This window comes from Klebsiella huaxiensis (assembly GCF_003261575.2).
Classification (GTDB): Bacteria; Pseudomonadota; Gammaproteobacteria; order Enterobacterales; family Enterobacteriaceae; genus Klebsiella; species Klebsiella huaxiensis.
In genome coordinates this window covers 2,943,786-2,964,830 of sequence record NZ_CP036175.1, presented here as the reverse complement: position 1 = coordinate 2,964,830, position 21,045 = coordinate 2,943,786, and the positions used below count along the sequence as shown (strand labels likewise).

The following is a 21,045-nucleotide window of genomic DNA, read 5'->3' as shown; positions in this document are numbered from 1 at the left end:
ATCGTCATTGCGCTCAGATACACGGTGATACAAAACGGAAAAATCAGACGTTATCCGGCGGCAAATAGCTAGCCACAAAACGAGTCAAAATCGCCGAGGCCACCGGGCTCTCTGCGACTTCACGACTTAGCTTGTCCGGATCAATCCCCTCATTGCGCAGTGCCGCCTGACGGTAAGCAATCAGCGAGCGGGCAATTTCCGGGGTGATTTCCGGGTGGAACTGCGTGGAGACGGCATGCTCGCCATAGCGAACAATCTGGTGCGCATCGTGACTGGACGAGGCCAGCACCGTTGCCCTTGGCGGCAGTCGGGTCACGGTTTGCATATGCGTAAGATGTGCACTGAAGGCGGCCGGATGGTCAGCCAGCAGCCCGTCAGTTAACCCATTCGCAGAGAGAGTAACGGTTTTGCTTCCGGCTTCGCGCCCTGCAGGATGGTAATCCACCTCACCACCGAGGGCATGCGCCATAAGCTGATGCCCATAGCAAACACCAAACAGCGGCATCTCGATAGCCATCGCGTCGCGGATCCACCCGGCGGTCATTTCGCTCCACGCCAGGCGTTCGGTCACCATATCCCATGAACCGGTAATCACGGCGATGGTATCGCTATCTGGCGCGGGAAGCGGTTCCCCAGAAAATACCCGCGCCACGCGGATTTTATTGCGCCAGGGGGCGAGCAAATTGCCAAACCAGGCGGGAAGATCGCCATGGTCAGAGGCGATTTCAACCGGCGGAGTGCCGGTCTGGATAAGAAGTAGCGTATTTCGGCTTAACGACATCAGAACGCCTTTTTCACAACAACACAGTGCTTCTACTATGAGCAAAAGCGCTAACGGCGGCAAATAACCAATCCGTTAACGCTTATGCTCTGAGTGAATAATGCCCTATTGCGCGTCGGCGCTGTCTATCTGCGGTACGGTCGATTGTGCATCTTGCGCCGCCGGCGTATTCGCCGGGTCAAAAATGTGGTCAAGAATTGCCCGCGCCGTTGGCCCCGCAACCACCCCATCGCCGCCACCGTTTTCCAGAATCAGCGCCATCGCCACTTTCGGATGCTGATACGGCGCAAACAGGGTATAGAAAATATGATCGCGCAGGCGTACCGGGATCATTTTGGCGTTATAGGTCTGGTTCTCTTTCAGGCTAAAGACCTGGGAAGTCCCGGACTTGGCCGCAATCTGATACGGTGCGGTATGAAACAGCTTATAGCCGGTGCCATTTGGCAAGTTCGCCATGCCGTACATGCCGTTACGCACCACGCCCCAGTACGGTGAGTGCGGATCGCCAACCTGCGGCAGATTCTGCGGCGGCTGATAGCGTTCGACCTTATTACCCTGCTTCATTGAGTAGAGTAAATGCGGGTTTTGTACCTTACCGTTGTTAATCAGCGTAGTCAGCGCTTTCACCATCTGGATCGGCGTGGCAATCCAGTAGCCCTGGCCGATGCCGACGGAGATAGTATCCCCCTGATACCACGGTTTTTTATGCACTCGCTGCTTCCACTCCCGGCTCGGCAACACTCCGGCGTACTCTTCGTTAAGATCGATGCCCGTTGACTGACCGTAGCCGAACTTGCTTAACCACTCATGGATACGATCAATACCCATTTCAAAGGCTACCTGGTAGAAGAACGTATCCGCCGACTCTTCAATCGCTTTTGTCACATTCAGCATACCGTGACCGCTCTTCAGCCAGTCACGATAACGGCGCTGGGTGCCCGGTAGCGTCCAGGTCGGCGCGCCGAAGAAAGAGGTGGTTGGCGTGATAACGCCCGCCGACAGCGCCGACAGCGCCATATAGGGCTTCACCGTTGAGGCAGGCGGATACAGTCCCTGGGTTACCCGGTTAATCAGCGGCCGATCCGGGTTATCGAGCAGTGAGCGGTAGGCCTGATAGCCAATCCCCCTGACAAATGGGTTTGGGTTATAGCTCGGGCTGGAGACCATCGCCAGTACCCCGCCATCGCGTGGATCGACCGCAACGACTGCCGCACGCTGCCCCTTCAGCACTGACTCAATATACTGCTGCAGGTGCAGGTCCAGCGTCAGGTAGATATTCTTCCCGGCAACCGGCGGCACCTCTTTTAGCAAGCGCACCACCCGGCCATGGTTATCCACCTCAACTTCCTGATAACCCGTGGTGCCGTGCAGCGCTTTCTCGTAATAGCCTTCAATACCCTGCTTGCCGATATTATGGTCGGCGGCGTAGTTCTCTTCTTCACCCGCTTTCGCCAGCTTTTGCAGATCGCTGTCGTTGATTTTCGACACATAGCCGACCACATGCGCCAGCTCTGCGCCGTAGGGGTAATCGCGCTGCTGATAGCTCTCAACGGTAACGCCGGGGAAATGAAACTCATTGACCGCAAAGCGCGCCACTTCCACGTCGCTGAGATCCGATTTTAAGGTCACCTCTTTATAGCGGCTGTTGTGATGCATATCGTCGCGGAAATCAGCAATATCTTCGGGCGTTAAATCAACAATCGGCGTGAGCTGTTGCAGCAGCGCCGTCATATCAGCGATTTTGCTCGGGATGACCTGTAAGCGGTACAGCGTGATGTTTTGCACCAGCGGAATGCCGTTGCGGTCGAAAATCAGCCCCCGGCTCGGCGCGATGGGCAGCATTTTGATGTCGTTCTGATTTGAGCGGGTTTGATAGAAGTCGTGCTGTTCTACCTGCAGGCGGTAGAGGTTAATAATCAGGATGGCAAAGCAGACCACCACCAGTAGAAAAGCAATGACGGCACGGCGAATAAATAGCATCTCTTCCGCTGAGTGGTCGCGAATTTCATCTCTCATTAGGGACATTAGCGGTCATTTACCTGGATTACAAAGGGCCTGAAAAGGGAAAAGCGGGGAAGAATAGCGTTATCGACGCGGGAGCCCTACCGAAAGGTTGCTAATGATCTGGCAGAAATGTATCAGTATGTGAGAAAATAAGTGACAACGTCACGAAAAAGACCTCTATTGACAACGCAATAGAGGTCAATACCCATTATCCAATAGACAGAGAGGCCGTCTGCTACCTGCGTGCCTCAAAGGCGATTTTAACCGCCATCCCCGCCAGTACCGTCGCCATCAACCAGCGCTGAAACTGCTGCCATAAAGGGCGTCCGGCAAGAAACAACGAAACCTGTCCGGCCATCACCACAATCAGCGCATTGACCGCCACGCTAATTATCGCCTGGGTAAACCCCAGTATCAGCGACTGAGAGAGGATGCTGCCGTGTCCCGGAGTAATAAACTGCGGCAATAAAGAGAGATACATAATGGCGATTTTTGGATTCGCCAGATTGGTCACAAAGCCCATCAAGAACAGTTTGCGGCCGCTGTCTGCGGGCAGATCGCGCACCGCAAAGACCGAGCGTCCTCCGGGCTTCACCGCCTGCCAGGCCAGATAGAGCAAATATGCAACGCCGCTGATGCGTAAAATATCATACGCATAGGGAACGGCGAAGATCAGCGCGGTAATACCGAAGGCGGCACACAGCATATAAAACACAAAACCCAGCGCCACGCCGCCCAGGGAAACCAGCCCGGCCCTTCTCCCCTGGCAAATCGAGCGTGAAATCAGATAGATCATATTCGGCCCCGGCGTCAGCACCAGACCAAGGGCGACAAGAGCAAAGGTTAGCAGCGACGAAAATTCAGGCATAGCGTATCTCCAGTGAATGAAGTGATGCCCAGGCGCGCGGCGGCTAACACCATGCTCCCCGACAGTAACCTGTCTTAAGCGCCAGTAACATGGTGCTGAACAGTATGGTCGCGTTCGAGGGTGAGCGGCAAGTCACCTGAACAGGTGGGCGCCATCTTTCAGCTGATTTTGTCTTTTTCCGCCGTACTGGAGCGATAGATAAAGAAAAGCGCCAGCCCAAGGCAGATAATCGCCCCCAGCCGTCCAGGCGAAAAAGCGATGGCATCATTTCCCAGCCAGCCAAAGTTATCGATCAACAGACTCATGGCCAGTTGACCAAAAATCACCGCCACCGTAGCCGTTGCGGTACCAATACGCTGTACCGCCAGCACCATAATCACAATATAGGGCACGCCGCAAAACGCGCCTAATAGCTGCCATTTCGGTACATCCAGTAGCGTAACCACCTGGCGGGGTTCAAAGTAAAAAATCAGCAGCGCCGTAATCACTCCCCCTACCGCGAAAGTGAGAAACGCGCTACGAAATACGCCAACCTGGCTGCCTAAACGGCCGTTAATCGCTGCCTGCATGCTCAACATTGCGCCGCCAACCAGCGCCAGCAAAATCATTATGCTACTCATGACATATCCTCAGCTTGTGGCGATTAAAATCAGGGCGACAACGATAAACAGCAGAGCGATAAGCCGCCGACCATCAATTTTACGTTTTGGCGAACCGAATAATCCGTAATGGTCGATCAGCAGGCTTTTGCATACCTGACCGGCAAGAATGCCGATCATGGTCATGGCGATACCGATAACCGGCGCGGCAACGGTTAGGATGACGACGTAAATCGGCCCCAGAATACCCCCGGTGAGCTGCCAACCCGGCAAAGAGAAAAATGAAGGACTTTGCCGTGGGCCAAACAGCAGCATCAACAGAAACGTCAGCGCGGTTCCAACGCTAAAAATACTGAATGTGGCCCATAAATCCCCTACCTGGCCGGCCAGCGGCCCTAAAAGACCGGCTTCAACGGACAATCCCATACCGCCGACAATCACCAAAAAAATCAGTAATAACTGCATCGTTGCTACTCGCTTATTGATCAGGCGGCAGAGCATAAAGCAGCAGAGTGATGTAAAAAACGATACAATCAAGGAAACACTTTTGCGGATATTGCATTAATGAGCGATGCAGACAATGTGAGTTTTCGGGCGCTACAGCTATTTATCGCTGTTTACGACAGCCAGAGTTTTTCAGTCGTCGCACGGCGGGAAGGCGTTTCTCCCTCTATGGTGTCGCGGGTCATCCATCAGCTTGAGGATTCCCTCGGCCAACAGCTGTTTTATCGCAACACCCGCGCAGTGGTGCCAACCGAAGCCGGACGCCTGTTTGCCGTTCATGCCAGAAGCATCAGCGAACAGTTCAGCGCCGCCAGGCGCGATCTTCAGGACCGGAGCCTCCAGCCTGGTGGCCTGGTGCGCATCAACGCCCCGGTCTATTTCGGCCAGCGCCATATCGCGCCGTGGCTCCCCGGCCTGACGGAACGTTATCCGCAGATGCAAATTGAACTGGCGCTGACCGATGATTTTATCGACCCGCACCGTGAAGCGACCGACGTGATTTTTCGTATCGGTAGCCTGCCGGACTCCAGCATTCATGCCAGAGTGCTTGGTATGCAGCACCACTACCTGGTTGCAGCCCCGGAATATCTACAACGGTGCGGCATTCCGGAGACACCGGAGGATCTTCGGCAACACAACACGCTGGTCTACAGCGGTTCAAACGGACCTAATCGCTGGCTGTTCCGCCTTGCGGATGGAGAATGGGTGCACTATCCGCAAACACCGCAGTTGGCCTCAAACAATGCCGACGCGCTGCTGACCTCTGCCCTGGGCGGTATGGGAGTGGTGCTATTTCCTGATTGGATGGTGAACGAAGCGATTCGAGAGGGAAGGCTTATTAAGTTGATGACCGACTATAGCGCCTCGATCAGCAGCGTACCTTCGCCGATTTCAGCCATTTACCCTCATGCCAGGCACCCCTCACTGAACGTGCGCACGGTGATCGACTATTTTATCGACGTTTTTGGTACACCTTTATACTGGCAGCACTAAGCGGTTATACGCACTAAAATTGTCATAACTCAAACAATTAGCATTCAGTGGCGCCGAAAGCACTTTAACGTTTCCTTTACCCCTTTGTTACGACTATGGTTATTACGATGGTTTTGATAACCAACCGTTTAACAATAATAACTGCACGGTTTTTATAGTAGTGATTGAACGGAAATAGCTATTAAATCCGTAGACTCATTCAAATATCGCTTATTGGTAGCAGTGTATATCGTTATGGCATTCACAAAAGCAAACGGAGCCTGATATGAGCACGTCAAACGACCCTTCGAATAACGCACCCGCAGGGAAATGCCCCTTCCACGCCGAAGCGCCAACCCAGAGCGCAGGCGGTGGTACCGGCAACCGCGATTGGTGGCCAAACCAACTACGTGTTGATTTGCTGAATCAGCACTCCAATCGTTCGAACCCGCTGGGTGAACATTTTAACTATCGGGAAGAATTCAAAAAGCTCGATTATTCGGCGCTGAAGGCCGATATCCGCGCCGTACTAACAGACTCACAGGAGTGGTGGCCTGCTGACTGGGGTAGCTATATCGGGCTGTTTATTCGTATGGCCTGGCACGGCGCAGGTACCTATCGTACCGTTGACGGTCGCGGCGGCGCGGGCCGCGGACAGCAGCGTTTCGCACCGCTAAACTCCTGGCCAGATAACGTCAGTCTGGACAAAGCTCGCCGCCTGTTGTGGCCGGTAAAACAGAAATATGGCCAGAAAATCTCCTGGGCCGACCTTTATATGCTGGCGGGTAACGTGGCGCTGGAAAATTCAGGTTTCCGCACTTTTGGTTTCGGTGCCGGTCGTGAAGACGTTTGGGAACCGGATCTGGACGTTGACTGGGGTAATGAAACCGAATGGCTGGCGCATCGTCATCCGGAAAGCCTGAATAAGCAAGCTATTGGCGCAACCGAAATGGGGCTGATTTACGTTAACCCTGAAGGCCCTAACGCCAGCGGTGATCCGCTCTCCGCCGCTTCCGCGATTCGCGCCACCTTCGGCAATATGGCAATGGACGATGAAGAGATTGTCGCCCTAATCGCCGGCGGTCATACGCTGGGTAAAACGCACGGTTCCGCATCAGCCAGCCATGTTGGCGCAGAACCGGAAGCCGCACCTATTGAAGCTCAGGGGCTGGGCTGGGCGAACAGCTACGGCAGCGGCGTTGGCGCGGACGCTATCACTTCAGGGCTGGAAGTGGTCTGGACGCAAACCCCAACCCAGTGGAGCAACTACTTCTTCGAAAACCTGTATAAATATGAGTGGGTGCAGACCCGTAGCCCGGCCGGCGCGATTCAGTTCGAAGCGAAAGACGCGCCGGAGATTATTCCTGACCCATTCAATCCGGAGAAAAAACGCAAGCCAACGATGCTGGTCACCGACCTGACTCTGCGCTTTGACCCTGAGTTTGACAAGATTTCACGTCGCTTCCTCAACGATCCGCAGGCCTTTAACGAAGCCTTTGCCCGCGCGTGGTTCAAGCTGATCCACCGCGATATGGGGCCGAAATCCCGTTACATGGGCCCGGAAGTGCCGAAAGAAGATCTGATTTGGCAAGATCCATTACCGGCAGCCACCCACAACCCGACCTCCGATGATATCGCTACCCTGAAAGCGTCGATTGCCGATGCCGGTCTGTCGGTTAGCGAACTGGTTTCAGTGGCCTGGGCATCTGCTTCTACCTTCCGCGGCGGTGATAAACGCGGTGGCGCTAACGGCGCGCGCCTGGCGCTGGAGCCGCAGAAATCCTGGCCGGTCAACGCTATTGCGACCCGCGTGCTGCCGACCCTTCAGGCAATTCAGCAAGCATCCGGTAAAGCATCGCTGGCCGATATTATCGTGCTGGCTGGTGTGGTTGGTATCGAACAGGCCGCGGCGGCGGCGGGCGTACAGGTTAGCGTGCCTTTTGCCCCTGGCCGCGTCGATGCGCGTCAGGATCAGACTGATGTTGAAGCTATGGATCTGCTGCAACCGCTGGCCGATGGTTTCCGCAACTATCGTCGCGTTGAAGGGGGGATTTCCACTGAAACGCTGCTGATTGACAAGGCACAGCAGTTAACGTTGACCGCGCCGGAAATGACGGTGCTGGTTGGTGGCCTCCGCGTACTGGGCGCTAACTTCGACGGCAGCAAGCACGGTGTGTTTACTGACCGCGTAGGCGTACTCACCAACGATTTCTTCGCCAATCTGCTCGATATGGGCACCGTCTGGAAAGCCGCTGACGAGCAGTCTGAGCTGTTTATTGGCCGCGACCGTAAGAGCGGCGAAGAGAAATACACCGCCACCCGCGTTGACCTGGTGTTTGGTTCCAACTCTGTGCTTCGCGCGCTGGCTGAGGTTTACGCTTGCAGCGATGCGCGGCAGAAGTTCGTCACCGATTTTGTGGCGGCATGGACCAAAGTGATGAATCTGGATCGCTTCGATCTGTAATTCCTTCCCCCGATGGGCTTCTCGCCTGTCGGGGCTTTTTCTCGCCCTATTTCCATCAGTCGGTTCACGGCAACTTTTGCAAAATACTCGCCATTATGACTGTAAAATTCCGCACATCTGTTTTAACGTTAAACGCAGGGTTTATCGCTTTGCGGCCAATAAAGCCATCAATAAGCGCGAAAATGGTCATTGTGGCCTCTTGCGTGTCAACATGTGGACTAAACTCTCCAGCTGCTACGCCTTTGCGGATAATGTCCGCCACGCCTTCACGCATAACCTTGTCGCTGGCAGAAAAAGCCGCGCGCAGATGCTCCTTTCTGGCCGACTCCGCAATGATCTCCACCCACAGTTGATGGGATGACGGATAGCCCACTTCCTGTATGCACGAGGTCGCGAGACTGCAAATCTGCTCGAAACAGGAGCCGTGAAACTGCTCCTGATGCTTTGCCAATGCGGACTTCTGCTCCTCAAAGATGATCGCTTCAATCAGCTCATCTTTGCCTTTGAAATAGGTATACATTGCCCCGAGGCTAATCCCTGCCCGCAAAGCAATCTCCCGGACGCTGGTGCCGTTAAAGCCCTTTTCAGCAAAGCAGGCCGCCGCCGCGACGATCAGTTTATGGTACGTTTCTGAATCTTTTGACATTTTTACAACCTCCAGCGATGGGCAATTTTAGCCTCTTTTGCGCGGGGCTGGCTAGACGTTGTACCGTGATACTTGCGCGAACTTCAGCTGAGAGATAGAGTGAATGAACGTTCGTTCATTTTTATGTTCATATCTGAACCGAGGACTTCATGACTCACTCAACTCACAACAATCTCCGTCTGATATTTCCGCAGTGGCAGGGCGGCAACAATGCGCCCTACTATTTTGGTTCCCAGCTTCTTGCCTGGCTGGCTCCCGCATCGAAGGGGTCGGTTGCTGAAGTCGCCGTCACGCCACCATCCGATAAACCGCTGGTTAATGAAAACGGGATTGTGGGACGTCGCCAGGTTGTCGCCCAACTGCATGATGCGCAGGAGAAAATCGCCGCGCACCGTCCGCAAACCATTGTGACGCTGGGTGGCGATTGCCTGGTCTCGCTGGCGCCGTTCGCTTATCTCACTGAGAAATATGGCGATAAGCTCGGCATCCTGTGGATTGACTCGCACCCGGACGTAATGACCCCGGCACAATATCCGCACTCTCATGCTCACGTTCTTGGCGCGCTGATGGGCGTGGGCGACAGCGAGCTGACTCGCGACGTTAAAACGCCTCTATCGCCGCGTAAAGCGATGATTGCCGGTATTCACAGCCCGCTGGAATATGAAGCTCAGTTTATTACCGACCACGCTATTGCGACCTGCGATCCGCAAGCGGTGAGAGACGGCGCTCAAGCGGTAAGTGACTGGATAACCCGCGAAGGTATTGAATATCTGGCGATCCACCTCGATCTTGATGTGTTGAATCCCGATCTGTTTCGCTCGGTACTCTTTGCCAGACCCGGACGCGGTGAACACGATTTTGGTGATGTAGCCGAAGGGAAACTGACGATGAGTGAAGTGGTCACGCTGGTAAATCAGGCTACTGCGCTGGCATTACCGGTAGGACTCACCGTCGCTGAACATCTGCCCTGGGACGCAATAAACCTTAAGCAGATGCTTGCCGAATTACCGCTTCTCAAGTAATTGCCGTTCCCCTGAGCCCTTCAGGGGAACAGAGCCTACTCCCTGATGGGGAGAACGTCATTAAATTTATATAATAATCAATTAAATAAAAGCGCCGAATAACGGAACCAGGCAAAGTTTAACGACTGGCAACAATCGTTATATATTGACATACATATCGATCATCCCTACCCTTAATCATCATACAATTATAATTCGTACCCTTCAGACGGAGACGTGAGTCGCTCTCGCCTCATTCCACTTTCACCAGTCTGAAATTAAAACTCATGCGCTTAACGAAACTCGCTCTATTGACCGGGGTTATTCCCTGCTCCTCATTGTTTATGGCGATTACCGCTCATGCGGAAGAAACCATGGTGGTCAGCGCCGCGCCGCAGGCCAACGCAGAATCTCTTGATGACAATACCCCTGCCGCACAAAAGCAGGCGACGCTGGGCAACCTCGGCAAACGCAAGCTTCTCGATGTACCGTGGGCGGTACAAACCATGTCGGATTCTCTGATTCGCCAGCAGCAGCTCGGCAGCGTTAAAGATGTTTACCGCTATATGCCTTCCGTACAGGGCGAAGGCGTGCGCCCGCAAACCCGCGGCATGCAGGGTAGCGTAGTACAAAACAGTATGATTGATGGCCTTAACGCAGTCTCAACCACCGAATACCCGGCGGAGCAGTTCCAGCGTATCGAGGTGTTGAACGGTATGGCGGGTGCGCTGTACGGGCCGGCTAACCCAGCGGGGATGTTTAACCTGGTATCAAAGCGGCCAACCGATGTCCCGCTGCGTCGGGTAACCGTCGGCGGCGGCACGGGTTCAGGTGCCAACGCGGCGCTGGATCTGAGCGGACCACTGGAGGCGGGCGACCGGGTTAAATATCGTCTCAACCTGATGGATCAGGACGGCAGCGGCTATACTCACGGCAGCCGCCAGCGCAATCAGTATGCCGGGCTGGCGCTGGATTTTCAGCTGACCGATAAAACCGTGCTGGAGAGCAACTTCAGCTACTACCACTTCTATCAAAAAGGAATGCCTGGCAGCTTTGCTCTCGCCAAAGGCACCCATTTCCCGTCGGCATTGGATCCAACGAAAGATAAATATGGCCAGTATTACGCCGGGAATGATGACACCACCACTACCGGTAGCCTGCATATCAAACATGACTTTGACGGCAACTGGCTGCTGGATGTTGGCGTGCTGCGTCAGATTGCCGATCGCGAATCCACCGCCGTCACCAATACACTTACCGATAATAAAGGCAACTACACCACCACGACTGCCAACTCAGCCGCCAGCCGTTTTACGATCAACAGCTATCTGGCGAACCTCACCGGCAGCGTGGAGACTGGCTGGCTACAGCACGATCTGACGCTCGGCATGCGCGGTTTTGTCTGGAAAAACTATAATCCGCGCAGCGGCGGCACCCAGACATTAGGCAGTTCATCACTCAGCGATAACCCAACTTTTGAGCGGCCAGATTACCCTGACTTCACTGACCGCTACCATTCGGCTACCACCACGCAGCACGTCTTTTTACTCAGCGATACGCTGACCTTTAACCCGCAGTGGAGCCTGCTGCTTTCCGGCAGTGAAAACCTGTTTACCGTCAGTAACTACAACAAAAGCAGCCAGCGCAGCAGCAAAAGCGATGATAACGGCGTCAGCGGTTCCGCCAGCCTGATGTATAAACCGATTGATAATGTGACCCTCTATACCACCTGGGCCAACAGCATGCAGCAAGGCGACACCGCACCGACCGGGGCCAATAACGCCGGAGAAGTGCTCGATCCTTACCGCAGCCATCAGATTGAAGTCGGCGCTAAATATGCGCCGGGCGAAGACTTGCTGTTAAGCGCTGCGCTGTTTCAGGCCGAGCGCCCTTTTGCCTACACCAACGGCAACGGCGATTTTGCCCAGGACGGTACGCAGAAAAACCGCGGGATCGAGCTGATGGCCGATGGCCACGTTACTCGCAACCTGCGCCTGTTTGGTGGAACAACCTGGCTTGATCCGCGCCTGCATGACACCTCAAGCGCCAACGCGGATGATAAACAGGTGGTCGGTCTTCCGCGCTTTACCGCCAATATGCTGGCGGTTTACAGCATCCAGCAGCTGCCGGGCCTCGACGTGAATGGCAACATTCATTACGTTGGTCGGCGCGCGACCGATAACGCTAACGATAGCTGGGTCGGCAGCTATACCACCGTCGATCTCGGCAGCAACTATCGCACCCGGTTGTTCAATACCGACACCACCTTTAGGTTAGCAGTGACTAACATTACCAATCGTCACTACTGGACCAATATCGTTCCCGGCGCATTAACCGGTTATACCGGTGCGGGATACGCCAGCGCGCAATTAGGCGCGCCGCGTGAAGCGACGGTCTCAGTGCAGTTCGACTTCTAAGGAGCCCAATGAAAAAATTAGCTGCTGGTTTACTCTGCGCTGTTCTGGCCTTCCCGGCGCTGGCTTCCCGTCAGGTGACCGACGATGCCGGACACAACGTTACCCTTCCCGACAGCGTGGACAGGATTGCCGAAGGCTGGTACGCCCACCATTCATTGCTGATGACGCTGGGGGTTGGCGATAACATCGTCGCTACCGTCAACCGCCCCGACGCTCGGCCGTGGATGTTCCATATTGCGCCGAAATTGCATCAAGCGCTTATCGCTCGCGGGCCGCACTTCACCAGCGAGGCGCTGCTCGCTCATGGAGCCCAGGTCGTATTTGTCGCGAAAGATAACGGTGATGCCGCGGCGTTTCGCCAGGCGGGCCTGTCGGTTATGGAGATGCGTTTTACCGACTATCCTTCGCTACAGCACTCGTTAACCACTACCGCGCAGGTGATTGGTAGTCAACAGGCTCTGGCGCGGGCTAGCGAATATAATCAATATCTTCAATCAGTTATTGATAGCGTCGGGCAAAAAACAGCGTCACTCAGTGACAATGAGCGCCCACGGGTACTGCATATTCAATCGCTGAAGCCGCTCAAAGTTGACGGCAGCCATACGCTGATTGACACCTGGATCCATCTGGCGGGCGGCAGGAACGTCGCGCAGGAAATTAACGGCAATATGCAGGAGGTTTCGCCGGAGAAAGTGCTGGCCTGGCAGCCGGACATTATCATTCTCGGCCCCGGCAGCGGCGACTGGAAGACATCCCCTTGGACTGGGCTTTTCGCCAGCCTGAACGCGGTGAAAAACGGTCAGGTGGTGCAGAATCCGTCAGGCGTTTTCCCGTGGGATCGTTATGGCACCGAAAGCGCATTGCAAATTCAGTGGGCGGCTAAGCTGCTTCATCCTCAGCGCTTTGCCAATGTTGATATGGTGAGCGTCACCCGTGATTTCTATCAGCGCTTCTTTGATTATCCGCTTAATGAGAAAGAGGCTGAGCGGATATTACAGGCGCTACCACCGCAACGGTAAGTTAAAACCCCGGGCCACAGGCCCGGGGTTCCTTTTATCTTATCCAGATGGTCAACAGAATGATGATGGCCGCAATAATCGCCACCTGAATAAAGACTTTATCCAGCGATCCTTTGCGCATTGTTCCCCCTTTTCAGAACAGGATTTGCCAGAGAGCCAACAGCAGCACCAGCAGACCCATCAGGAAAAATATCAGCGCGATGAGGGTGTCCGGAGAACGATTCATCTCTGCGCCTCCTTATCATCAGAACCACTGACCAAAACGTTTGATATAGAAACGCTTCATGCCCTGCGCCACCAGGCAATAGCTCAGCAGCGTCGCAACCAGCCACGGGAAGTAGCTCAGCGGCAGCGGCTCCAACCCGACCATCGCCCCCAACGGCGAGAAGGGTATATAGATCCCCATCGCCATAATCAGCACGGTGGTAAGCAGCACCGGCAGCGTGGCGCGGCTCTGGATAAACGGAATCTTCTGCGTCCTCAGCATATGCACCACCAGCGTCTGCGACAGCAGCCCTTCAATAAACCAGCCTGACTGGAACAGGGACTGCGCTTCAACATTATTCGCCGCGAACACGTACCACATCAGCGCGAAAGTGGAGATATCAAAAATCGACGACGTTGGGCCAATCCACAGCATAAAGCGGCCGATATTTTTGGCATCCCACTTACGCGGTTTGCGCAGAAACTCTTTGTCCATCTTGTCCCATGGCAGCGAAAGCTGGGACAGATCGTACATCAGGTTCTGGATCAGCAGGTGAATCGCCAGCATCGGCAAAAATGGAATAAACGCGCTGGCCACCAGTACCGAAAAGACGTTACCGAAGTTAGAACTGGCGGTCATGTTCAGGTACTTAATGATATTGCCGAAGGTTTCACGGCCTTTGATAACGCCTTCTTCCAGCACCATCAGATCCTTTTCCAGCAGGATAATATCGGATGCTTCTTTGGCGATATCCGCCGCGCTGTCAACCGAAATCCCCACATCAGCATCGCGCAGCGCTGGCGCGTCGTTAATGCCATCGCCAAGGAAGCCGACGGTATGGCCGTTTTTCTGTAACGTTTTCAAAATGCGCGACTTCTGCAACGGCGTCAGCTTAGCGAACACCGAGCGTGTTTCCACTTCGCGCTCCAGTTCGTTATCCGTCATCGCCTCAATTTGCGCACCGGTCAGGATACCGTGGGCATCAATCCCGACTTCGAGGCAAATACGCGCCGTGACCACCGGGTTATCGCCGGTCAGGACCTTCACCGCCACGCCGTTATCACGCAGTGCCGTAATTGCTTTTCCGGCGCTCTCTTTCGGCGGATCGAGGAAAGTCAGCATACCTTCGACCGTCAATCCCTGCTCATCGGCAGTGCTGAGAGGCGTGGTCAAGGCGGAGTCATCCAGTTTGCGGGTTGCCACCAGCAGCACGCGGAACCCCTGAGCATTGTAGTCCTCGGTTTTGGCTAACAGCAGATCGCGGCGGGTTTGATCCAGCTCAACCACCTTATCGCCTTCGCGCAGGTGGGTCGCCACCATCAGCATCTCTTCGACCGCGCCTTTGCAGATCAGGCTCTTGTCACCGTGGCGTACATCTTCCACCGAGACTGACACCCGACGACGTACAAAGTCGAACGGCAGTTCATCGAGCTTCACAAAACGTTCTTTTGTCGAGGGTGTAATCCGTCCTTCGCCAAAACGCAGCACCGCTCTGTCCATCAGGTTACGCGCCCCGCTCTGGCTGCTGCTGTTAAGCCACGCCAGCGTCAGTACCCGATCGCTCTCGGTACCGCTCACGTCAAGATGATGCTCGAGAATGATATTGTCCTGAGTCAGGGTGCCGGTTTTATCGGTACACAGAACATCCATCGCGCCAAAGTTCTGAATGGCGTTCAGGCGTTTCACGATCACTTTGCGCCGTGACATCGCGATGGCGCCTTTCGCGAGGTTAGAACTGACGATCATCGGCAGCATCTCTGGCGTCAGGCCAACCGCCACTGCCAGAGCAAACAGCGAGGCTTCTACCCAGTCGCCTTTGCTGAATCCGTTGATCAGCAGGACGATCGGCACCATCACCAGCATAAAGCGGATCAGCAGCCAGCTGACGCTGTTCACCCCGCGATCGAACGAGGTCTGGGTGCGAGTTCCAACGATGGATTTCGCCAGCGAACCAAACCAGGTGCGGTTGCCTGTGGCCACAACCACCGCCTGCGCCCTGCCGCTGGTCACGTTGGTTCCCATCAGGCAAATGTTGCCCATCTCAAGCAGACTCTTGTCCTTGTTCGGCTCCGGGAGCCTGTCGCTGCCTTTGCCGGACACGCTGGCCATGACGTCATACTTTTCAACCGGCAGCGACTCGCCGCTGAGTATCGACTGGCTGACAAACAGATCCCGGGACTCCAGCAGGCGAACGTCCGCCGGAACCAGGTCCCCCGCCGCCAGGAAGATAATGTCCCCAGGCACCAGCTCCTCTATCGCTATTTCCTCTTGTACCGGGCCAATATTGCCGGGCCCGCGGCGCAGCACCGTCGCCGTAGTACGAACCATCGATTTCAGCGCCTGTGCCGCTTTGTTGGTACGAAACTCCTGCCAGAAACGCAATAACCCGCTCAGACTGACCATCGTCACAATAATGATAATTCCGGTCAGGTCGGTCTCTTCGCCGTTACGCAGCGGTAGCCAGTAGTCAGTCACGAAACTCACGGCAGCCAGCGCCATCAGAACGTAAATAAACGGGTTATTGAATGCCTGCAAAAGCTGGATCAGCGCCGGAGGTGCCTGTTCATGCGCAACCTCATTGCGGCCATAATCCTCCAGTCGCTCGAAGGCATCTTCCGTTGTCAGCCCCTGATGGCTGCTGTTGAGCCGCGCCAGCGTATGGTCAGGGCTGTTAAAGGCCTCAGTTTCAATAGCAAAACTTTTTTTATGCTGCTTATCATTTTCTGACGCAGACCGGTTTACTTTCCGGTTTTCTATTTTCATGTCAGTCATGATTGTTCCCCAAATTTAAAACGTGTTTGTCCCTGCATAAAATGTCTATGCATAATGTATTTCTTTCGCTTTGAAGCGCGTATTACTTTAGGCCTATGGGAATATCCATCATTCCCTCCTTATGCAAACCATTGCAATAGTAAAATATCAGGGAGATTAGCTCCCCTCGACGCACCAGCGGACTGACGTAATATTTTCGTGACCGCCAATTCTTGACATAATAAGGTCTCGTGACTTTCGATAATCAGCATTGCCGACCAGCTCAATACGAATTTCTTTATGCCCTTGTTCTTTTGCTGCTATTGAAACTAGCCCCTGTAAACTGAGCGTCATCTCTTTACTGATATTCAGTAATAGCTGACGAATAGCGCTTTCATGTTCGCTATTACAGATAATATTCAGGACGTAGCATTTCTCTTCTTCAGTCGCGCCGGGGATCTGATTAATCCGCTGCGCCGCTTCGCGAAGCAAAATATTCGCGCACAGAATGATCAGCGTTGCCGCCGCTGCTTGCCAGAACTGGCCCAGTCCGCACAGCACGCCAATCGCCGCGGAGCACCACAGCGTGGCTGCGGTATTCAGGCCACGCACGTTCATACCTTCGCGCATGATAACGCCCGCGCCAAGGAAGCCTATGCCGGAGACCACCTGCGCCGCAATACGCCCAGGACTATCCGGCGATGTTGAAATTGAGCTGAGAATAAAAACCGCCGCGCCGGTTGCCACCAGTGCATTAGTGCGTAGACCCGCCATACGCTGACGCCATTGTCTTTCGGCGCCAATCAGCGCACCCAACAGCATCGCTGCGAGTAAATTTGCGATATAAGGAAACATCAACATACGTTCCTCCATTTTTGCTGGAAGAATTAAATACGTGCTTTATTCAGCACACGACAAATTGTCGCCGGGGAGGCGATTAACGTCGTGTTGACGGCGGAGGGAATAATGTATTTTTAAACATGAACATGACGATTATCCTCGCAGCTATGCTGCGTTTTTCTTTATGGGATGCAATCGTCTGAGTGAGGAGATTGCTGCCCGCCGGTTTGGCAAGCAGCGCAGGAAAAATAGCGTCAGCTTGCCTTGATGTTTAAGTAAGGGTGACTGTCCAACATATTTCTCCTGTTTGAATTTGTGCTCATTATAGTCATTCAATTATTTGAGTAAAGTTAAAATCTCGCTTCGGTGAGGATTTGTTTAGAATTGTCTAATAAAACAAATTATTCGCGTTTTAACATCATTCAGCGCTGACAACGCTAACCTTCATCCTCTCTTCCCGGTGGTTTACTTCAAAACCTGCAGGCGGCTTTAGCAAAAACCAGTTCATTCATCAATATTTTCACATTTTATCAACATTTTCGGCTGTGCGTTGCTTGTATGACGAGCGATTAAAAATTTAAAACTATTAACAATCAATTAACATTAGCAGGCAAACATTTTATCTGAGGAAAATAATAATATGTCTACCACCCAGGTTCTGGGCGATACACCGTTCGTCTCCCCAGGACACCCCCACGCCAGCTTAACCGCTCGCATTGATGCGCTTCCCGCCTCCGTTGGCCTGTGGACCTTTATCACGCTGCTGGCGCTGGGCGGTTTCTTCGAGCTGTACGATCTTTTCCAGACAGGATATATCAGCACAGGCCTGCTGGCGGAGGATATTTTCCATACCGGCGAGAACGGAATCTTCGGTATATCCGACCAGGCGGCGTTTGCCTCGTCAACCTTTATGGGACTGTTTATCGGCGCCAGCCTGCTTGCCCCTCTGGCGGATAAACTGGGGCGCCGCCTGACGTTTATGTTCGCCCTCGCCTGGTACGGCGTTTTTTCCCTGATCATGGCACTACAGAGCAGCGCCGAAGGCGTGATTTTCTGCCGTTTTCTGGTCGGCGTCGGTCTTGGCATTGAGCTGGTCACCATTGACACCTACTTAAGCGAATGGGTACCGACCCATCTGCGTAATAAAGCCTTCGCTTTCGCCTTCTTTATTCAGTTCTTATCGGTTCCCGCCGTAGCGCTGATGTCGTGGATGCTGGTGCCCACCACGCTTTTTGGTCTCACCGGCTGGCGCTGGGTGATTATCTTCGGCGCGCTCTGCTCGCTGGTGATATGGGTTATCCGTAAGAAGCTCCCGGAGTCGGCGCGCTGGCTGGAGGAAAAAGGCCGCCACGAGGACGCCCACAAGGTGATGTGCGAAATGGAGCAGCGCTGCGGCGTTTCTCCGTCACCACGGCATTCCGTTGAGCAGCACAACAGCCCGCGTAAGCTGGGAAACTTTAAAGAGATCTGGGCTCCGCAGTACCGCAAACGCACCATCATGCTAATGGTGATGAACTTCTTCCAGGCCATCGGCTTCTTTGGCTTTGGCAACTGGCTGCCCGCGCTGCTTTCGGGCCAGGGGGCGAGCATTACCCATAGCCTGCTGTATGCGTTTTTTATTACCCTCGCCTACCCGATTGGCTGTCTGTTCTGCACCCGCTTCGTACACCGCTTTGAAAACAAATGGCAAATTGTTCTTTCCGCGTTGATGACGGTGATCTTCGGTACCCTCTTTGCCCTGCAAAACAGTCCGGTGCTGCTGGTGATTTGCGGGTTTATGATAACCTGGTCGAACGCCTGGTTGACCATCAGCTATCACGCTTATCAGGCGGAGGTTTTCCCGACCCATATTCGCGCGCGGGCGGTAGGCTTCTGCTACTCCTTTAGCCGCCTGTCGACAGCGATCACCAGCATTCTGATCGGCATTATTTTGCAATATGCCGGTACGCCTGGCGTCATCAGCTTTATTGTCGCCAGCATGCTGATGGTGATGCTGTCAGTGGGTATTTTCGGTCCAAAAACCCGGGGAATAAGCCTGGAGAATATCTGATTGCAAGCGCCGCCGGGATTAACCGGCGGCGTGTGTTGATTCGCCAAAAATCACCTGCGCATCAGCAAAACATTTTTCCGCCAACGACGACACCGGTTCTTTGTTACGCATAATCAGCGCCAGCATCGAGTCGACTTCCGTCTCCGCGATGGGCCTGATATCCAGATTATCGCTCAACGCTTCAAGACCGTTATTGAGCGGCATAATCGCGCAGCAGATCCCGGCCTGCACCGCCTGAATAATTTGAAAAGTGGAGTCGCTTTCAAAAACGTACTTTGGCGCCAGCCCTTTGGCTTTAAAACTCATTTCAATTGATTCACGGTAATACATGCCCTTGGTCAGAAACCCCAGCGGCAGTGCGGCCAGCGTCTCCCATTCAGGAGTCGTATCCTCAAACTGATAGTGACGTTTATCATGCAGCAAACCCATGCGGGTATTGGGCAACCAGACCACATTAAACAATTGGCTATCGACGTGATGCAGATAGCAGATCCCCAGGTCCAGCTGGTTGCGGCTGACGCCGTCGATAATCTGCTCCGAAGTCATCGACAGCAGGCTGAACTGCAGCTCCGGGTATTTATCAGCCAGTGGTTTAATCAGCTGCATCGGATTCAGGCTGGCTAACGGCACCATTCCTACTCTTAGCTGGCCGACCATCTGCCCGCGACAGATAGCCGCCTCCGCTTCCAGCCCGTCGTGCGCTGCCAGCAGCGCTCGTGCCCAGGCGAGAATACGCTCGCCTTCTGGGGTAAATTCCTCAAATCGCTGCCCGCGCTGGATCAGCGTCAAATTAAGCTCTTCTTCAAGATTGCGGATACGCATCGAAAGCGTGGGCTGGGTGATATGGCAAGCCGCCGCGGCCTGGCCAAAATGACGCGTCCTGTCGAGCGCAATCAGATATTTAAGCTGTTTGATATCCATCCGTTATCCATGGTGAGCGCAGCAGGAAAAATGTTAGTTAAATGTTATGTTCAGCAACCATGAAATTCAAGCGCCATCAGGCTGTTGCTCGTCCTGCGTTCACAAGGCTACACTCGTATCATGCGCTGGCAGGAGAAACCGTTGAAAACTCGCCTTCATCACGTTCAGCAGCACCGGCTAACTCTGCCGGGGCTGGAAGCCATGTCGTTAGTCACGGAACAGAGCTTTCCGCGCCATTCGCACGATCAATTTGGTATCGGCATTTTCACTCAGGGCGCGCAGCGCTCGTGGAGCCATCTTGGCAAAATCGAGGCCGCCGCCGGAAATATCATTATGGTCAACCCAGGGGAGATGCACGATGGCATCCCGCTGGATGGCCCCCGCAGCTGGCAGATGGTTTATTTCGATCCTGAACTCGTTGCTGGCGAATTTCAGGGAGAGAGGAAGGCCGAAGATATTCTCCTGCGCCCGGTTGTTGACGATCCACTGCTGCGGGAGCTTATGCAACGGCTTTTCGGCGAAATTACCGCCCTTGTGGCCGACGATATTGCAGTGGAAGAGGCGCTGCTGCAATGCCTGATGCGGGTCACCCGTTTTCATCTCTGCACCAGGTCGCCTGATAAATGTGACTCTCCGGCTGTTGCGCTAGCCAAACAATATATTGATGATGTCCCCGAAGAGAAAATCTCTCTCGACGTTCTCGCCGCCCTGAGCGGTATCAGCCGCTTTCAATTGATCCGCGGCTTCGCTCGCGAAACCGGCATCACGCCACACGCCTACCTGATACAGTCCCGCGTGCGGCTGGCACGCCGTCTGTTAGCTGCTGGCCATTCACCTGCTGATACCGCCCTGATGGCCGGTTTTGCCGATCAAAGCCATCTCACCCGCGCCTTTCAAAAACAGTTCGCCATGACGCCAGGACGCTATCAGGCGCTCCGTTAGCTGGCGGAGTGCAATTTTGTTCAATACCGACGCGACGCTTTCATAAATACTCAGGCCTTCG

18 protein-coding genes and 1 riboswitch are annotated in these 21,045 nt (G+C 54.2%); of the genes, 7 read left to right on the top strand and 11 right to left on the bottom strand.

What is annotated here, in order from left to right:
* Positions 1–43 precede the first annotated feature (43 nt).
* From DA718_RS14240 to DA718_RS14220, 5 genes are all read right to left on the bottom strand, one after another.
* Complete coding sequence (locus tag DA718_RS14240) at positions 44–781, bottom strand: glutamine amidotransferase (RefSeq protein ID WP_112214893.1); 738 nt, start codon at positions 779–781, stop codon at positions 44–46.
* 105 nt (positions 782–886) lie between these two features.
* Positions 887–2,806, bottom strand: a complete 1,920-nt coding sequence (gene mrdA / locus DA718_RS14235; protein WP_167492765.1) for a penicillin-binding protein 2 — start codon at positions 2,804–2,806, stop codon at positions 887–889.
* A 214-nt stretch (positions 2,807–3,020) separates the two neighbouring features.
* Positions 3,021–3,653 carry a LysE family translocator gene (locus DA718_RS14230; protein ID WP_112214892.1) on the bottom strand — a complete coding sequence of 211 codons (633 nt, stop codon included), beginning with the start codon at positions 3,651–3,653 and terminating at the stop codon, positions 3,021–3,023.
* Between the two features lie 19 nt (positions 3,654–3,672).
* A riboswitch (ZMP/ZTP riboswitch) is annotated at positions 3,673–3,752 on the bottom strand.
* Positions 3,753–3,811: 59 nt separating this feature from the next.
* A complete protein-coding gene (locus DA718_RS14225) occupies positions 3,812–4,273 on the bottom strand; it encodes a DMT family transporter (RefSeq protein ID WP_112214891.1) in 462 nt (153 codons plus the stop codon).
* Positions 4,274–4,282: 9 nt separating this feature from the next.
* Positions 4,283–4,717, bottom strand: coding sequence for a DMT family transporter (locus DA718_RS14220; protein WP_112214890.1), 435 nt, complete (start codon positions 4,715–4,717; stop codon positions 4,283–4,285).
* Between the two features lie 99 nt (positions 4,718–4,816).
* On the opposite strand from DA718_RS14220, the gene DA718_RS14215 reads away from it, so the two are divergent.
* Positions 4,817–5,749 carry a LysR family transcriptional regulator gene (locus tag DA718_RS14215; RefSeq protein WP_112214889.1) on the top strand — a complete coding sequence of 311 codons (933 nt, stop codon included), beginning with the start codon at positions 4,817–4,819 and terminating at the stop codon, positions 5,747–5,749.
* Between the two features lie 265 nt (positions 5,750–6,014).
* Positions 6,015–8,192 carry a catalase/peroxidase HPI gene (gene katG / locus DA718_RS14210; protein WP_112214888.1) on the top strand — a complete coding sequence of 726 codons (2,178 nt, stop codon included), beginning with the start codon at positions 6,015–6,017 and terminating at the stop codon, positions 8,190–8,192.
* Positions 8,193–8,256: 64 nt separating this feature from the next.
* Here the strand turns inward: katG and DA718_RS14205 are convergent, their stop codons facing one another.
* Entirely contained in the window at positions 8,257–8,838 is a 582-nt protein-coding gene (locus tag DA718_RS14205; RefSeq protein ID WP_112214887.1) for a TetR/AcrR family transcriptional regulator, read from the bottom strand.
* A gap of 149 nt (positions 8,839–8,987) precedes the next feature.
* Between DA718_RS14205 and DA718_RS14200 the strand changes: the two genes are divergently transcribed.
* The 3 genes from DA718_RS14200 (at position 8,988) to DA718_RS14190 (ending at position 13,275) form a co-directional block, all read left to right on the top strand.
* Complete coding sequence (locus DA718_RS14200; RefSeq protein ID WP_112214886.1) at positions 8,988–9,860, top strand: arginase family protein; 873 nt, start codon at positions 8,988–8,990, stop codon at positions 9,858–9,860.
* A gap of 266 nt (positions 9,861–10,126) precedes the next feature.
* Positions 10,127–12,256 carry a TonB-dependent receptor gene (locus DA718_RS14195; protein ID WP_112214885.1) on the top strand — a complete coding sequence of 710 codons (2,130 nt, stop codon included), beginning with the start codon at positions 10,127–10,129 and terminating at the stop codon, positions 12,254–12,256.
* Between the two features lie 8 nt (positions 12,257–12,264).
* Positions 12,265–13,275: an ABC transporter substrate-binding protein gene (locus DA718_RS14190; protein WP_112214884.1), complete on the top strand. Its 1,011-nt coding sequence runs from the start codon at positions 12,265–12,267 to the stop codon at positions 13,273–13,275.
* Between the two features lie 34 nt (positions 13,276–13,309).
* On the opposite strand, the gene mgtU is transcribed toward DA718_RS14190, so the two are convergent.
* The 4 genes from mgtU to DA718_RS14175 form a co-directional block, all read right to left on the bottom strand.
* A complete protein-coding gene (gene mgtU / locus DA718_RS30855) occupies positions 13,310–13,396 on the bottom strand; it encodes a magnesium transporter protection protein MgtU (RefSeq protein ID WP_254244378.1) in 87 nt (28 codons plus the stop codon).
* A 12-nt stretch (positions 13,397–13,408) separates the two neighbouring features.
* Complete coding sequence (mgtR, locus tag DA718_RS14185) at positions 13,409–13,501, bottom strand: protein MgtR (RefSeq protein WP_112214883.1); 93 nt, start codon at positions 13,499–13,501, stop codon at positions 13,409–13,411.
* An 18-nt stretch (positions 13,502–13,519) separates the two neighbouring features.
* Positions 13,520–16,252, bottom strand: coding sequence for a magnesium-translocating P-type ATPase (gene mgtA / locus DA718_RS14180; RefSeq protein WP_112214882.1), 2,733 nt, complete (start codon positions 16,250–16,252; stop codon positions 13,520–13,522).
* A 156-nt stretch (positions 16,253–16,408) separates the two neighbouring features.
* A complete protein-coding gene (locus DA718_RS14175) occupies positions 16,409–17,104 on the bottom strand; it encodes an MgtC family protein (protein ID WP_112214881.1) in 696 nt (231 codons plus the stop codon).
* 607 nt (positions 17,105–17,711) lie between these two features.
* Between DA718_RS14175 and DA718_RS14170 the strand changes: the two genes are divergently transcribed.
* Complete coding sequence (locus DA718_RS14170) at positions 17,712–19,121, top strand: MFS transporter (RefSeq protein ID WP_112214880.1); 1,410 nt, start codon at positions 17,712–17,714, stop codon at positions 19,119–19,121.
* An 18-nt stretch (positions 19,122–19,139) separates the two neighbouring features.
* Here the strand turns inward: DA718_RS14170 and DA718_RS14165 are convergent, their stop codons facing one another.
* A complete protein-coding gene (locus DA718_RS14165; protein WP_112214879.1) occupies positions 19,140–20,042 on the bottom strand; it encodes a LysR family transcriptional regulator in 903 nt (300 codons plus the stop codon).
* A gap of 141 nt (positions 20,043–20,183) precedes the next feature.
* Between DA718_RS14165 and DA718_RS14160 the strand changes: the two genes are divergently transcribed.
* Entirely contained in the window at positions 20,184–20,984 is an 801-nt protein-coding gene (locus tag DA718_RS14160; protein ID WP_112215019.1) for a helix-turn-helix transcriptional regulator, read from the top strand.
* The last annotated feature ends 61 nt before the right edge of the window (positions 20,985–21,045 follow it).